Annotated in this window: 12 protein-coding genes; 9 read left to right on the top strand and 3 right to left on the bottom strand. The window is 53.4% G+C overall.

Going from position 1 to position 15,650, the window contains the following annotated elements; translation table 11 throughout:
* The first annotated feature begins 50 nt into the window (after window positions 1-50).
* The 6 genes from DL239_RS18165 (at window position 51) to DL239_RS18140 (ending at window position 6,371) form a co-directional block, all read left to right on the top strand.
* On the top strand, window positions 51-860 hold the full coding sequence (locus DL239_RS18165) for a crotonase/enoyl-CoA hydratase family protein (protein WP_167685519.1): 810 nt from the start codon (window positions 51-53) through the stop codon (window positions 858-860).
* 398 nt (window positions 861-1,258) lie between these two features.
* Complete coding sequence (locus DL239_RS18160) at window positions 1,259-4,036, top strand: response regulator (RefSeq protein WP_369410588.1); 2,778 nt, start codon at window positions 1,259-1,261, stop codon at window positions 4,034-4,036.
* A gap of 112 nt (window positions 4,037-4,148) precedes the next feature.
* On the top strand, window positions 4,149-4,577 hold the full coding sequence (locus DL239_RS18155) for a DUF2852 domain-containing protein (RefSeq protein ID WP_167685517.1): 429 nt from the start codon (window positions 4,149-4,151) through the stop codon (window positions 4,575-4,577).
* A 73-nt stretch (window positions 4,578-4,650) separates the two neighbouring features.
* Window positions 4,651-5,082: an RDD family protein gene (locus DL239_RS18150; RefSeq protein WP_167685516.1), complete on the top strand. Its 432-nt coding sequence runs from the start codon at window positions 4,651-4,653 to the stop codon at window positions 5,080-5,082.
* Window positions 5,083-5,166: 84 nt separating this feature from the next.
* A complete protein-coding gene (locus tag DL239_RS18145) occupies window positions 5,167-5,988 on the top strand; it encodes an arginyltransferase (protein ID WP_167685515.1) in 822 nt (273 codons plus the stop codon).
* The gene (locus DL239_RS18140; RefSeq protein ID WP_167685514.1) at window positions 5,988-6,371 is read left to right on the top strand and encodes a VOC family protein; all 384 of its coding nucleotides are present in this window, start codon (window positions 5,988-5,990) and stop codon (window positions 6,369-6,371) included. The genes DL239_RS18145 and DL239_RS18140 overlap by 1 nt, the downstream gene beginning before the upstream one ends.
* Before the next feature lie 186 nt (window positions 6,372-6,557).
* Here the strand turns inward: DL239_RS18140 and DL239_RS18135 are convergent, their stop codons facing one another.
* The 3 genes from DL239_RS18135 to DL239_RS18125 all read right to left on the bottom strand — a co-directional run bounded on the left by DL239_RS18135 (window position 6,558) and on the right by DL239_RS18125 (window position 11,082).
* On the bottom strand, window positions 6,558-8,912 hold the full coding sequence (locus tag DL239_RS18135; protein ID WP_167685513.1) for a TRAP transporter large permease: 2,355 nt from the start codon (window positions 8,910-8,912) through the stop codon (window positions 6,558-6,560).
* A gap of 17 nt (window positions 8,913-8,929) precedes the next feature.
* On the bottom strand, window positions 8,930-9,886 hold the full coding sequence (locus DL239_RS18130) for a TRAP transporter small permease subunit (RefSeq protein ID WP_167685544.1): 957 nt from the start codon (window positions 9,884-9,886) through the stop codon (window positions 8,930-8,932).
* A 113-nt stretch (window positions 9,887-9,999) separates the two neighbouring features.
* Complete coding sequence (locus DL239_RS18125) at window positions 10,000-11,082, bottom strand: TRAP transporter substrate-binding protein (RefSeq protein ID WP_167685512.1); 1,083 nt, start codon at window positions 11,080-11,082, stop codon at window positions 10,000-10,002.
* Between the two features lie 262 nt (window positions 11,083-11,344).
* Here DL239_RS18125 and DL239_RS18120 point away from each other — a divergent pair, with 262 nt between their 5' ends.
* From DL239_RS18120 to DL239_RS18110, 3 genes are all read left to right on the top strand, one after another.
* Window positions 11,345-12,772 (top strand): cache domain-containing protein, encoded by a 1,428-nt coding sequence (locus tag DL239_RS18120; RefSeq protein WP_167685511.1) that lies wholly within the window; start codon window positions 11,345-11,347, stop codon window positions 12,770-12,772.
* 48 nt (window positions 12,773-12,820) lie between these two features.
* The gene (locus DL239_RS18115) at window positions 12,821-13,465 is read left to right on the top strand and encodes a response regulator transcription factor (RefSeq protein ID WP_167685510.1); all 645 of its coding nucleotides are present in this window, start codon (window positions 12,821-12,823) and stop codon (window positions 13,463-13,465) included.
* 373 nt (window positions 13,466-13,838) lie between these two features.
* Window positions 13,839-15,590, top strand: coding sequence for an acetolactate synthase 3 large subunit (locus DL239_RS18110; protein ID WP_167685509.1), 1,752 nt, complete (start codon window positions 13,839-13,841; stop codon window positions 15,588-15,590).
* Window positions 15,591-15,650: the final 60 nt, after the last annotated feature.

Genomic DNA, 15,650 nt, shown 5'->3' with positions numbered 1-15,650 from the left:
CCCTGAAACGGGGGAATCCCCCTTTCTAACCTGCTAATAAGGACACCAATATGCCCCTGCAGATTGACATCTCCCGCTTTAAGAACCTCTCGATTGAGGACCATGACGACGGGGTTTGGGTTGTGACTCTAAATCGCCCAAAGAAACGCAACGCGCTGGATACTGACACCATCGAAGAACTGGTGGACTTTTTCTCAACCGCCCCCCGCGCGGGTGTTCGAGCAGTTGTTTTGGCTGGTTCTGGCGATCACTTTTGTGCAGGACTTGACCTGGTTGAACACCATAACGACGACCGCAGCCCGGCTGATTTCATGCATATCTGCCTGCGCTGGCATGAGGCTTTCAACAAGATGGAATACGGTGGCGTTCCAATCATTGCAGCCCTACAAGGCGCAGTTGTCGGCGGCGGTCTGGAGCTAGCCAGCTCTGCCCACGTACGGGTTATGGACCAAACTGCTTATTTCGCACTGCCCGAAGGTCAACGCGGGTTGTTTACCGGTGGTGGAGCAACCATCCGGGTCACTGATCTGGTCGGAAAAGCTCGCATGGTCGACATGATGCTTACCGGCCGCGTATATCAGGGACAAGAAGCCGTCGATCTGGGCCTTGCCCAGTATATTGTCGACGGCTCGAGCCTGGACTACGCGATGGAACTGGCGCGTAAGGCTGCTCAAAACCTACCGCTGTCAAATTTCGCGATCTGCTCGGCCGTTAGCCACATGCAGAACATGTCAGCGATGGATGCTGCCTATGCCGAGTCTGTAGTAGCTGGTGTCGTAAATACGCAACCGGACGCACGTGCCCGTCTGGCTGCATTTGCAGACAAGAGCGCTGCGCGCGTTCGCCCCAATAGCGAATAAGAATCCAAGCCCGGCGTTTGAACAGCCCCCCACATTATAGCAACCTCGAACTTAAACTTCGGGGCTGTTGACGACAGCATCAGCTGCATCGATGCAGCTGCTACAACTTTTGATTTCCATCCTCATTTTAGCACTGCGCTAACGGTTGGCTGGGACCTTCAATTATACTTAGGGCCCTTACGATTTGATCGTATGAAACCAAATTACGAAATGATTTTGGCAATATTTTCTTGAACTGGCTATTCTCACAAGAGATTGCCAAGAATTGGACCTAAGCTATCTCCAGTATCAAACTGGCAAAACTCAGCAGACTACCGTCCTTGCGTTACACATCGGATTTGCTTGTTTCTTGATAGTTTACCCCATGTGGTACCGTGTTCGAATGGTGGAGTCACAGTATGTGGAAAATGGTTCAATCAATTGTCTTTCGATTATCCATTCCAATTCCTCTTTTTTTTCTTCTGTGCATGGGCATCGCTTGGGTCACGATTCCTCGCATCCTTGAGAACAGTACCATAGCTGCGGCCACCGCGTCTGCGACCGACTTGGCAATCCAAGTTAAGAAAATCCGCGAATACTACACCAAGAACGTGATAGCGGACGTCGAGGCATCAAGTGACTTATCAGTGGGTATCGAGCACGAAGGCGACCCAAGAACCATTCCTCTTCCAGCCACATTCATCCATGATTTAAGCAGGTTGATAAGCGACCAGAATATCACCTTGACTCTGTACAGTGGCTTTCCATTTCCGGGCCGATCGAGCCGGCAATTGGACAGCTTCATGAAAGAGTCCTGGGCCTATTTAAAAATAAACCCTGATGGAACCTATAAACGTCAGGCGGTCGAGAATGGCGTAAAATACTTGAGGGTTGCAGTGGCGGATCGGATGGTCGCCGAAGTCTGTGTTTCCTGCCACAACTCTCACCCAGATTCACCAAAAACAGACTGGGAAATGGGGGATGTACGCGGGGTGCTTGAGGTCCGCAAGAATATCCAGCCCTCTCTTGATGTCGCATATATCCTAACTCAAAATATATTGCTTGGCGTAGCTCTGGGCGGATTAGGCCTGCTTGTAATCGTTTGGCTAACCTCGCGGACCATTACACGGCCGATCACCAAAATTCGTGATAGCATGGATACCTTGATTGAAGGCAATCTGGATAGCGAATTTCCGGTTGCCACCCGCTCCGACGAACTGGGGCAAATTGGGAGGGCACTGGTTAAGCTGAAACACGACCTAAAGCAGTCGCAAGATGCAACCATGGACCGAACCAAGCAGATGGCTGCTTTACTTGGCGCACTTCCAGATAGTTATTTTCGCATCGATCAATATGGGAAAATTCTTGACTATCGGGTCCGCCCCGGAGCCGGTCCGGTCGATGATCCGGTCTCCTTCCTTGGCCGAAATATGGCGGAGATTTTCCCCCCGCGCCCTTTAGCGCTGTTTGAAGAGAATATGCGCAAACAACTCGACACAAGGGAGGTTGTAACTTGGGAATACCAACTTGATTTTAAAGGAAGGCGCCGGGATCGAGAGGCGCATCTCTGTCCCATCTCTGGGACAGATGAGTTGGTTCTGGTTGTTCGCGATATTTCGACAAGACGCGAAGCCGAAAGGAACACTGCCCGTGTCCAGGCTCGACTTGAAAGGATCATTGGGAACCTACCGGGGGCAGTGTTCAGTCGCCGGATCACAAAATCTGAAGGCGCGACAACCGTTTACGTTAGCCCCCAATGCACGGACATCTGGGGCTATACACCCGAAGAGGTCTACACGACACACGGCATATTAGAAACGACTATTGACCAAGATGACTTCATCCGGATGACGCGATTGTTTTCCAAGACCATTGATAATCTCGAAGCCTATTCAAGCCGCTACCAGATTACAGCTCGATCCGGCGAGCGCAAATGGTTGGAAACACACACAAGCGCATACATGGAAGAAGAAGGTGTCACCCGAACTGTTGGATTTGTTACTGATATCACTGCTACGGTTAAAACCCAACAACAACTGGAAGAGCAACAAAAGTTAGCTGCACGGGCCCAAAAGCTAGACAGCATCGGTCAATTGACCGGCGGTGTGGCACATGACTTCAACAACCTGCTGGCCGCAATTATGGGCAATCTTGAGCTGTTGCGCGACGACGAAATGGATGATGAGCACCTGTCCCTGATCGACGCTGGCATCAATGCCACCCAGCGTGGTGCTGAATTGACCCGCAGCATGCTGGCCTTTGCACGCAGAGCAAGTCTGGACCCAAGCATCATCGATCTCAATTCAATCGTGGATGAAACACGCAATTGGACCGAACGCACTCTTCCGTCCAGCATCTACGTTAGAACGTCCCTGATGCCCGGTCTATGGCCAATTAAGGCAGACATTAGCTCGACCGAAAGTGCGTTATTGAACCTGATCGTCAATGCACGTGATGCCATGCCCGAGGGGGGGGAACTCTCGATCGAAACCGCAAATGTGGACCTGGGCGAAGGCAACGTTGATGCGCGCCAAGAGAAAATGGAACCTGGCCGTTACGTGGTTCTGTCTGTTAGCGATGCAGGGCATGGCATTCCCAGCGACAAACTGGTCCACATCTTCGAGCCTTTCTTTTCAACCAAGGCGCCCAATGCTGGAACAGGACTAGGGCTGTCTATGGTCTTAGGCTTTATGGAGCAGTCAGGTGGCATGATACAGGTTTTCTCGGAACCTGGTGTCGGGACGACGTTCAAGCTCTTTTTCAAGGCTTCTGCCGAAGAACTCCCAACTAGCGAGACAAAACCTCGAAAGGCCCAAAATTTGCGGGGTGACCACCAGAAAATCCTAGTTGCAGAGGATGACAAGGCAATCCTTCCTATCATTGTCAAAATTCTTAAAAAAGCGGGGTACGGTGTAACGGCTGCCACGTCCGGTGACGAGGCGCTGGAATTGTTTGAGGCAGATCCGACAATTGACCTGCTATTGACAGATATCATGATGCCCGGAAGCCTGCAGGGGATCGCACTAAGCGGGGCAATCCGGGAAAGAGCGCCAGACCTGCCCGTTATCTTCATGTCCGGTTACGCAAGCGAAGAGACGACAAAGGGCGACGGATTGCGACCTGAGGACATCCGCCTGCTGAAGCCTGTACGACGAGCAGATCTATTGGCCGCAATTAAAAGTTCGTTAGAAGGCTAGCTTTCGAAAAATGTAAAAAAGATTTACATACCTCTTGCAAAGCCTCAGGCGCGATCCGATATACCACAATGTGAAAGGAATTTACATTCACTTGTACCCAGGGAGATATTAGATGACCACCTACACTGAAACCGCCGCCCCGCTACATAGCGAACAAGGATGGTTTTCCCGCAGCGAATCCTGGTTGGACAGCAAAGGCAAAGGTGCCTGGATTGCAGCCATGGTACTCGGCTTCGTCTTCTTTTGGCCAATCGGACTGGCCCTTCTCTTTTACATGATCTGGAGCAAAAAGATGTTCTCATCCTCGTTTCGTCACCGCAGCGCAAGCAAACGCTGGGCTCGCCATTCGATGTCTTCAACCGGCAACAGCGCATTTGACGCCTACAAAGAGGACACTCTTCAACGTCTAGAGCAAGAGCAGAGCGACTTTGAAAGCTTCCTGCAACGTCTACGCGACGCCAAGGACAAGGCTGAATTTGACGATTTCATGGATGAACGTGCCAAAGCTGCAGGCTCCGAAGACTCGGCTAAGGAAAGCTAAATTCGCTTTCCCCCTAGGCCTCTCCCTGCCCCTAACCGGGCGGGGCAATCATATTGTAAGGATGAATAAGAAAATGACCGCCCTGCCCGACCCAGATTATCAACCCCAATTCTATCAGGCAGTGGCCAGTAAACGCCTGTTAGCCTGGGTAATCGACAGCGTCATTATCGCCATATTGTGTTTTGGCGTGTCGATAATGACGGTTTTCATCGGCTTTTTCTTCTGGCCCTTACTTTTTCTGGTACTTGGCTTTGCCTACCGAGTGGTCACCATCGCCAATGGATCTGCCACCTGGGGGATGAGTTTTGCCGGAATTGAACTGCGCACGCTGTCCGGTCAAAAATTCGACATGCGTCTTGCTGTACTCCACACCGCTGGCTATTCGATTTCTCTGGCGATACCTGTTCTGCAAATTATCTCGATTGTCATGATGTTGACGTCGTCACGGGGCCAAGGCCTTACAGACGCCTTTCTCGGCACTGCAGCGCTCAATAGACGAGTTTGAAACCATTTCTAAGATCGGCTCTTGGCGCATTCCATCTGGGTTGTTATCATCAAGGAACATCCGGCCTCATCATCTTGGATTTCCATGCGCCATACGCTCCCGATTGCCCCGCAGTTTTATGTAACTGCCCCGCAGCCCTGCCCCTATTTGGCGGACAGGATGGAGCGAAAATTGTTCACTGCCCTTCAAGGTGATGAAGCAGAGCAATTGAACAATAGCCTGTCGCAACAGGGGTTCAGGCGATCACAGAACGTGTTGTATCGGCCCTCTTGTGCCGACTGTTCCGCCTGCCTGTCCGCCCGTATCAAAGTTTCCGAATTCAAGCTTTCACGCAGCCAAAAGCGCACCTTGCGCCGCAATGCCAATCTGGAGCGCCGAGCCACATCACCTTGGGCATCAGAAGATCAGTACGCCTTATTTCGGCAGTATCTGGACAGCCGCCACGCAGACGGCGGTATGGCGGATATGGATGTGTTCGAGTTTGCTGCAATGATCGAAGAAACACCGATCCGCAGCCGAGTAGTCGAATACAATAACACCGAGAATAATCAGCTCACAGCCGTCTCTCTCACCGATGTGCTCGAAGACGGGCTCAGCATGGTGTACTCTTTCTACGCCCCTGACCTACCAAAGAATTCCCTTGGCACATATATGATCCTCGATCACATCGAAATCGCCCGCGAGGCTGGGCTGCCTTATGTCTACCTTGGCTATTGGGTGCCTGGCAGCCCCAAGATGGGCTACAAGGCCGGTTTCTCCGGGCTTGAGATTTACAGCCGTGGTGCTTGGCAGCCCATGCAGGATGCCGCAGCCTTTGAGGCAGATCTGCACCCACTTTCAACCGACCCCATCGCCGAGCAGGTTGCGAACATCAACCTGCCTGATCGTCGGTTGAAAATTCGCTGATGCAATTTCTTCATGCCTTTTCACTGGTGATCCCAGATTATGACGCCGCGATTGAATTCTATTGCGGCACCTTAGGCTTTCAATTGGTTGATGATGTCGACCAAGGTCGCAAGCGCTGGATCCGCATCATGCCACCTGGCGCCACTCAGGGCAGCATCATTCTGGCCCGTGCCGACGACGATCAACAGCGCGCAGCCATCGGCAACCAGTTCGGGGGCCGGGTCGGACTATTCTTACATACGGATGATTTTGCCCGTGACCACGCAGCCATGGTCGCAAAGGGTGTGGTTTTTGAAGAATCCCCACGCAACGAGCCCTACGGAACCGTCGCAGTCTGGCAGGACCCCTTCGGAAATCGCTGGGATCTACTTCAGCCCACCTAGGCAAAACTCACCACATTTGACCTGTTTGACACTCTTCATCTGAAGATCCGTGTCCTTCATCTGGCTTGAAATATCCCGAGGGTGAATTGGCCCCATGGGCCAAGAGGGGTCAGAGCCCCCTGCCCTGAATGCAACAAGGGGCCCCGCAGGACCCCTTGTCATTCTTTGTTCGGCTCTACAGCGAAATCAGTTCCCGATCAACGCCGGAACGATTGTCACGATTGACGGGACAAACCACAACAACGCAAGCCCGGCCACCTGGATCAGCACAAACGGAATTACGCCGCGATAGATGTGCCCTGTAGTGACTTCCTTAGGCGCCACCCCACGCAAGTAGAACAGCGCAAAGCCAAATGGCGGCGTCAGGAACGACGTCTGCAGGTTCACCGCGATCATGATGGTCACCCACTTAGGATCAAACGACCCGCCATAGATAATCGGCCCAACGATTGGGATCACGATGTAGATGATCTCCAGGAAATCCAACACAAACCCAAGGAAGAACAGAACCAGCATCACGATCAGGAACACCGTCAGCTCGTTGTCAAAACTCCGCAGGAACTGCTGGATATAGTGCTCACCTCCAAACGAGATCACCACCAGGTTCAACAGCTGCGATCCGATCAGGATGGTGAACACCATCGAGGTCACCTTGGCGGTTTCCCGTACGATCGGCGACAGCACTCCACCCTTGAACAGCACCCAGCAGCCAAACAACAGGCCAAACAGCGCATAAAGGTAAGCGGCATAAGCAAATGCAAAGGCCACCCAGGTCTCAAAGCTGACGTTGGACTGATTAATCCGCAGATCAAAATTCACCCCAATCAGGATGCTGATCATCACGGCAAAAGTAGACCAGATGATGATTTTACCAGACCGGCCCTCATCTTGCAGCTTACGATAGGCTGCCAGCATGATAGCACCACCCGCGCCCAATGCCGCAGCGGGTGTTGGGTTGGTGATACCGCCAAGAATTGACCCCAGCACCGCGATAATCAGAACCAAAGGTGGGAACACCACCCGGATCAGATCGTTTCGGGCACAACGGGCTGCTGCCTCGCGACATCCGTACAGCGCTAACAAAGCAGGCAAAGCAATCATCACAACAGTGGCACCTGGCGTCGTTGTCGGGGCAACCCAAACAGCATCCACCAGTGCAATCAGCAGAATGCCAACAGCACCCAAGATCAGCGGCTTGGTATCACCGGACGGTGAAACACCACGCCCGATGATCAGCGTCAGCCCCATCAGCACCATCAGTACAGTCAGTCCGGTGCCAATTGGTGAAGTTGCTGCGATCTTGGCAGCCTTGGCAGCCGCCAAATCTTCGTCGCTTAGTCGTTTGCTCTCGCTAACGCCACCGGCATCGTTAATTGCTGCCTGCTCAGACGCGGCCAGATCCCAGGATTCCTGCCCATGTAGTTCGATCATCGACGCCTGACACTCGGCGCCAACGTTTGTGCGCAGCGAAGCTGTTTTGCCAATATCCGAGAATGATGAGACCGTGATGTCCTGGCTGCCAATCAAACCAACCGAGCCGAGCAGCATAGCGCCGCCGATCAGACCGATCGGAGCCGCAAGGAACCAAGTCAATCCCTCGGCACGGGTAATTGGCTCGTTGCCACTGTCCGACATCGCCACTGCAGGGGCTTTGTCCGGGTTCAACATCGCATAGCCAAACGCATACAACGCATAGAGCAGCGCCAGCATGATACCTGGTAATAACGCGGCCTGGAACAGTGTCCCAACTGATACAACAGCTGGTTCGCCTAGATAGGTCAGAGCATCAGAGCACCCCGCCTCCATAGCGCGCGATTCCTGAGCAGTAGAATACAGGTCACCAGCCAGGGTTCCCAACAGAACGATCACAATCGACGGCGGGATGATCTGCCCCAACGTACCAGAGGCCGCAATCACACCCGTCGCCAGTTCAGGCGAGTAGTTGTTCTTTAGCATAGTGGGCAATGCCAGCAGACCCATGGTGACCACTGTGGCACCAACAATACCGGTCGACGCCGCAAGGAATGCACCTACGACAACAATCGACACAGCCAAACCGCCGGGCAACGGACCAAACACCCGCGCCATGGTGGTCAGCAGATCATTAGCGATCTTTGAGCGTTCCAGGGTAATCCCCATCAGAACAAACATCAGCACCGCCAGCAGTGTCTCGATAGAAGCACCAGCCAGAACCCGCTCGTTCATGCGGTTCACGATGAACGATATGTTGCGGTCCATCGCAGTTTCCCAGCCGTTGATAAACACCGGCTCGGCAATGCGTGGCAGATCTGGGTATCGGAACACCGATACGACATCTGCTTTGACACCTGAATTGATCAGATTTGTATAGGCCTGAGAAGAGGTATCAATCGCCTGATGGATCAGCAGTCCAGCCGAGTCCAATGACGCAATGATACCAAATGAAATGATACCGGCTCCACCGATGGCAAAAGCCACCGGGAAACCAGAGAGGATGCCTCCGAAGAGACAGAAAAACACGATGAGCAAGCCGATTTCGACGCCATCAAGACCGAATCCCATATCCGATGTCCTTTAAGTTAATGAGCGCCTTCATAGGCTTCTTCACCCTCACCAAGGCTATCCTTGTCGAGGTATTTGTTTTCGCTACCCTGTCCTTCGATAAACTCGAGGTACGAGCGGTAGAAGAATGCAATCGCGTGCAGGAATACCATGCCGGCAAAAGCTACCAGCAGAATTTTGAACAGGAAATACCCGTTAAATCCGTTCGGGCTGAACCCGATGGTTTCCACATTCCAACGCAACGCGCGGGACTTCATAACCAGCCGTTCCAGCGCATCACTCGCCGAAGGCTTTGGTACGATCAGATGCCGCCACATAAAGAACCAGCCATACATCCAGATCAACACTGCAGTCGGAACCATGAAAATCATGGAACCAATCATGTCGATGACCTTTTTGGTACGGAAACTGACTCCTGCGTAGATCAGATCGACACGCACATGGCCGCCTTGAACAAACGTGTATGTTGCGCAAAGGCAGACAACCATTGCGTTGTACAGCTTCAGTTCTTCAGCAAACCAACTGATGTCCATCTCTAGCGGGATACCCAAACCAAAACTCATGTCCGGCCGTGTAAACACACGTTGCATGAACACGATGATGATTTGTTGCACGACCATCAGCAGACCAGCCCACGCAAAGAAGCGCCCCACTGTATTCGCGAAACCTTCTAGCCCGCGAACCATGCCCCACATAAAACCGCGGTGGTACAAACCAATGGCGGTCAGGATCAAAAAGCCTGTAAACGCCACAAAAAAGAACTCAACCGAGGCGCCATAGTAGACAAAGCGCATGACGGATTGTTTTTCCTCAGTGGTGCCAGTCCAGGTCACCCAGTCCAGCCAAAGCTGAGGATGGCTAATCGCGTAGCCTACATTGTAAAAGGCCATGCCAATATTTTGCACCAGCCACCAGAGCCCATCAAAGAGCCCTCCGAATATCCCTGCCATGGAGATGCTACTCTCTTCCTGCATTTTGCCCCCGGTCATTGCCCGCAGTTGTCAGGCTGTGCGCCATGCTGTCTGCTGCAATTAGTAAAAGGACCCCCCGCGTTTGCGGAGGATCCTAGTGGTTTCAATTAGGCGGTTTAGCCCAGAACGCGGTCACGCTGAGCAGTGTAAGTGCCCGACGACTGCTTCAACCAGGAAGACGATTCTTTCATCGACGCGGTGTAGCTGTCGCTGATTTTCTTGAACAGGTCGTCGCCCATGTTTTCGCTCATGACTTCTGCCGAAGCCTTGCCGAATGCATCCCAAACCGAGTCAGGGAATTCCAGAACCTTAACGCCACCAGCCTGCAGACGCTGCAGTGCTGCACCGTTGTTGTTCAGGAACTGAGCCAGGTTCCACTGGTGAGTGTCACCAGCAGCAACTTCGATGATCTTCTGGTGCGCAGGCGACAGGCTCTCGAATACGTCGAGGTTTGTTGCCAGTGTCAAAGCAGCACCTGGCTCGTGGAAGCCAGCAGTGTAGTAAGTCTTGGTGATTTCCTGGAAACCGGCTTTTTCATCAGCCCATGGACCAATCCACTCAGTTCCGTCGATCGCACCCGAGGACAGAGCCTGGTACACTTCGGAACCTGGGATGTTCTGAACAGATGCGCCCAGTTTACCCAGTGCTTTGCCGCCCAGACCAGGCATACGGAACTTCAGACCGTTGAAGTCTTCTGGACCGTTGATCTCTTTGGAGTACCAGCCACCAGCCTGTGCGCCTGTGTTACCAGCCAGGAATGGCTTCAGACCAAAGATCTGGCCCAGTTCGTCGTGCATCGCTTGGCCTTCACCGTGAAGGTACCAGTTCAGCAGTTCCTGAGCAGTCATGCCGAATGGAACAGACGTAAAGAAGGCGTAGCCTGGGTGCTGGCCAACAAAGTAGTAATCAGCAGCGTGATACATGTCAGCCTGGCCCGAGGACACAGCGTCAAAGACTTCGAACGCGCCAACCAGCTCGCCGGCAGCTTTGATGTCTACGGTCAGAGAGCCGTCGGACATGGCGTTGATGCTGTCGGCAGCGTGCTGAGCAGCGTCAAATACGCCTGCCAGGCCACGGCCCCAGGACGTAACCATAGTCAGGGTGCGCTTGCCGGTGGCATAAGCAGGAGCGGCCAGAGTGGTTGCGGCAGCAGCTGTACCGCCAAGTGCGGATGTTTTTAGAAATGAACGACGATCCATTAGTGTTATTCCTCCCAGAAATTCGGATTGCCCTGCGTCAAGAGCGCAAGACGGATCGATACAAGTGGCGATAGCCTAGCTATGGCGCCTTCAATGTGAATACCTACTACTGCGTAGATCCGGTCTTTTTTGGACCAAAAAGCTGAATTCGAGGGAACATTCCCGCCTCCGCCCCACCACCTGTGCGCCTTTCGTACAAAAACCCATCCAAATTCACATCCGACCTTTGATTTCCGTGATCAATTGCGTATCGATTCGCTTCATGCGCTTCTTTCGTCCCCTTATTCGCCCAAACTACGCTCAAAAGCTGTCACTTCTGGCGACACTGCCTCTTCTTACGGCAGTGGCCGCGATCGCTGTTCTGGTGGCTTATCAATCCCGCGCCTTGGCTGAGCGTGAAATACAGGCATTGGAGCACCAGTTGCTTGAGGCCAAAAAGGCGGAACTGCGGAATTATGTTACCCAAGCCCGCAACGGGTTCTCCTTTATATACGGCCGCGCCCACCCCAACGATGAAGCGGCCAAAACACAAGTAACCCAAATTCTGTCTTCGATGATTTATGGAACAGACGGTTTTTTCTTTGTGTATGACTACGATGGCACCAATTTAGTTAGCCCGCGCCAGACCGAGTTTATCAATCAGAACTGGTCCGGCCTGACTGATGACAATGGTGTCCCGGTGGTAGATGAATTCATAAGGCTAGCGCGCGAGGGTGCAGGCTGGCACAGCTTTATGTGGCAAAAGCCCTCCACCGGTGAATCCGCTCAAATGGTTGCCTATGTGGTTGGACTGCAAGACTGGCAGTGGGCCGTAGGAACCGGTGTGTTCATCGATGATGTGCTGGCCTCGGTTGCGACCGCCCGCGCAGAAGTTGAGGCGCGCGTGCAACGTACTTTTGTTTACATCGGTGCCATTGCCCTCATCGCTCTGATCGTGGTGTTTGCGTCGGGTATGATGTTGAATATCCGCGAGCGGCGTTTGGCAGATGCCAAACTGAAGGAATTGACCCAGCGGGTATTCGACACGCAGGAAGAGGAACGCGGCAGAGTTGCGCGGGAATTACATGACGGCATTAGTCAGATTCTGGTGGGCGTTCGTTTTACCCTCGACAACGCCCGCCGACGGATGGCCCGCGGAGACCCCGGTAACGCAATGCCGCCGCTCGACAAAGGGCTCGAACATCTGGGCACCGCAATTTCCGAGGTCCGTAGGATTAGCCGTGACCTACGCCCTGGTGTTCTTGACGATCTGGGCCTTGGCCCTGCCCTTAAGGCTCTGACCAGTGACTTTGCAGCCCGCACAGGGATTGAAACCGAATTTAGCACAGTGGTCTTTAGTAACCGATTGGATCAAGACAGTAAGATCGCGCTGTATCGTATCGCCCAAGAGGCGCTGACAAATATCGAACGTCACGCCAACGCCACGCATGTCATCATGGATCTGCGCGGCCACGCCAAAGGCGCCACAATGCGCATCACTGACAATGGCACAGGCCTGCCCGCGCGTCAGGACCGCGGCGGACCCGGCATCGGCTTGCGCAATATGGAAGAGCGTATCGAACAGCTTGACGGCACCCTGCGCATTCTGTCATCACGTGGCACCCAAGGCGGCACGGTAATCGAAGCCCGGCTGCCCTTAAGCCACCTTCTGCCCCCTGACGGTGGGATAGACACCAACTCCATGCAGTAATACAGAGTATGGGGACCTGAAACGCTCTGTTCACTTATGGGAAAGCCGATGACCAAACCAATCCGCGTACTAATAGTGGATGATCATCCGATGGTCGCCGAAGGAATCCAGTCTATCCTTGAAAGCTACGATGACATCGAAGTCGTGGCCACATTGAACAATGGGCGCGAGGCCGTCGATCAGGCTGCGGAATTGGTTCCGGATGTGATCTTGATGGATCTGAACATGCCCGACCTAGGTGGTCTTAGTGCAACCGAGATACTGCTGGAGCGGGCTCCTACTACTCGCATCGTGATCTTGACGATGCATGACAGCCCCGAATACATATCCAGCGCCCTTAGCCACGGGGCAATGGGTTATATTCTCAAGGATGTACCCACAGACGAGATCAAACTGGCCATTGACGCAGTAATGCAGGGCGAGAAATATCTGTGCACCGGCGCCAAAGGATCACTTGAGCCGAAAGACGGCAATGCGCGCGAGTCACTGACAACCCGCGAGCAGACAATCCTGTTGGAACTGGCGCAGGGAAAGTCCAACAAAGAGGTCGCCCTAGCGCTCGACATTTCCGTGCGCACGGTTGAGACCCACCGAAAAAACATCAAGCGTAAGCTGGGAATCAGTTCCACAGCCGGCCTCACCCGATATGCGCTGGAACACGGTGTGCTTCAGGGAACAGGCGCCAGTCTGTAAATCTGACAAAACAGCAGCGTTTTCCGTGCACCGTGATGATCGCATCTCGAAAATCGCCGCAACTTGCCATCAAAACCCGGCGAGCATTCCAAAAATGTCGCACAACAACCTCTCAGCGTAATAAAATGTCAAAATTCACCCCAAAACAGACCCAATTGCCTGTTGACGGCCCCGCCTACCGCCAATAATGTCCGTTGAAACGCAAAAGGAGTCAGGGGCTATGATCACCCTAGTCGTCATCGTAGGAACCAAGCGCATGGGCCGGTAACGGTAAACCATTTTCGAACCCATGCGCCTCCGACAAAAAATCGGGGGCTTTTTTTATGCGTAATGAAATTGAAGACAAGACGACCACGTCAATGGAGCAAAGCAGATGACACGTGAAATGACCGGTGCAAAAATGGTGATTCAAGCCCTGAAGGATCAGGGTGTGGACACAGTATTTGGATACCCCGGTGGTGCTGTCCTACCGATCTATGACGAAATCTTCCTGCAGAACGACATCCAGCACATTCTGGTGCGCCACGAACAGGGGGCAGTCCACGCAGCCGAGGGCTATGCCCGGTCAACCGGCAAACCGGGTGTTGCTCTTGTGACGTCTGGCCCCGGCGCCACGAATGCGGTTACCGGTTTGACTGATGCACTGTTGGATTCGATCCCGATCATTGTTCTGACTGGGCAGGTCCCCAGCTTCATGATCGGCTCCGATGCCTTTCAAGAGGCCGACACTGTGGGCATCACCCGCCCCTGCACCAAACACAACTGGCTGGTAAAAGACACTGACGACCTGCCCGGCGTTTTGCACGAAGCGTTCCATGTCGCCACCTCTGGCCGCCCTGGCCCAGTTCTGATCGACATTCCCAAGGACGTACAGTTTGCCACAGGCAACTATAACGGCCCCAAACCTTCCGCTTCGCACTACCAACCGCCAGTCAAGGGTGACATTGAAACGATTACCGAATTGGTTGCGGCCATCGAGAAGGCAGAACGCCCTGTATTTTATACCGGAGGTGGCGTTATCAACTCTGGTCCCGCAGCCAGCCAGTTGCTGCGCGAACTGGTCGATTCAACCGGCTTCCCCGTAACCTCTACCTTGATGGGTCTTGGCGCGTATCCAGCATCCGGCAAGCACTGGCTGGGCATGTTGGGCATGCATGGTCTGTACGAAGCCAACATGGCAATGCATGGCTGCGATCTGATGATCAACATCGGTGCGCGATTTGATGACCGCATTACCGGTGTTCTCAGCTCCTTCTCGCCAAACTCTACCAAGGCCCACATCGACATCGACCCTTCATCGATCAACAAAGTTGTGCGCGTTGATATCCCAATTGTTGGCGACGTCGCCCACGTACTGGAAGACATCCTGAAAATCTGGAAGTCACGCGGTCGTAAAACAAATGCCGAAGCCGTAGTGTCGTGGAACCGACAGGTTGATGAATGGCGTAAGGTCGACTGCCTTAAGTTTGCCGAAGACAAAGAGATCATCAAGCCACAGTACGCTTTGCAGCGGCTTGAGGCACTGACCAAGAAATACGACCGCTATGTCACTACTGAGGTTGGCCAGCACCAGATGTGGGCTGCGCAGTTCTTGGGCTTTGAAGATCCCAACCGCTGGATGACGTCCGGTGGACTGGGCACTATGGGCTACGGCTTCCCAGCCTCGATCGGCGTACAGATGGCCCATCCGGACTCTCTGGTGATCAACGTTGCAGGCGAGGCATCGTGGTTGATGAACATGCAGGAGATGGGCACCGCAACCCAGTACAAATTGCCAGTTAAACAGTTCATCCTGAACAACGAGCGCCTTGGCATGGTCCGTCAGTGGCAGGAATTGCTGCATGGCTCGCGCTATTCCCAGTCCTGGTCCGAGTCCCTGCCCGACTTTGTCAAACTGGCCGAGGCCTTTGGCGCCAAAGGTATCATCTGTTCAGATCCCGCCGATCTGGATGACGCGATCATGGAAATGATTGAACATGACGGCCCAGTTATCTTTGACTGCCTCGTGACCAAACATGAGAACTGCTTCCCGATGATCCCATCAGGTAAAGCGCACAATGAAATGTTGCTGGGTGAGGCCGACACTGAAGGTGCCATTCAGGCTGGTGGCGCGGTGCTGGTTTAACCTGCCCCGCTCTCGAAACAGATAACGGCCTCGGAACCCAAAGTTCCAGGCCAAACAGAA

This window comes from Parasedimentitalea denitrificans, from assembly GCF_011813015.1.
Taxonomy (GTDB): Bacteria; Pseudomonadota; Alphaproteobacteria; order Rhodobacterales; family Rhodobacteraceae; genus Parasedimentitalea; species Parasedimentitalea denitrificans.
The sequence above is the reverse complement of the archived record's forward strand: the minus strand, read 5'-3'. Positions and strand labels throughout refer to the sequence as shown.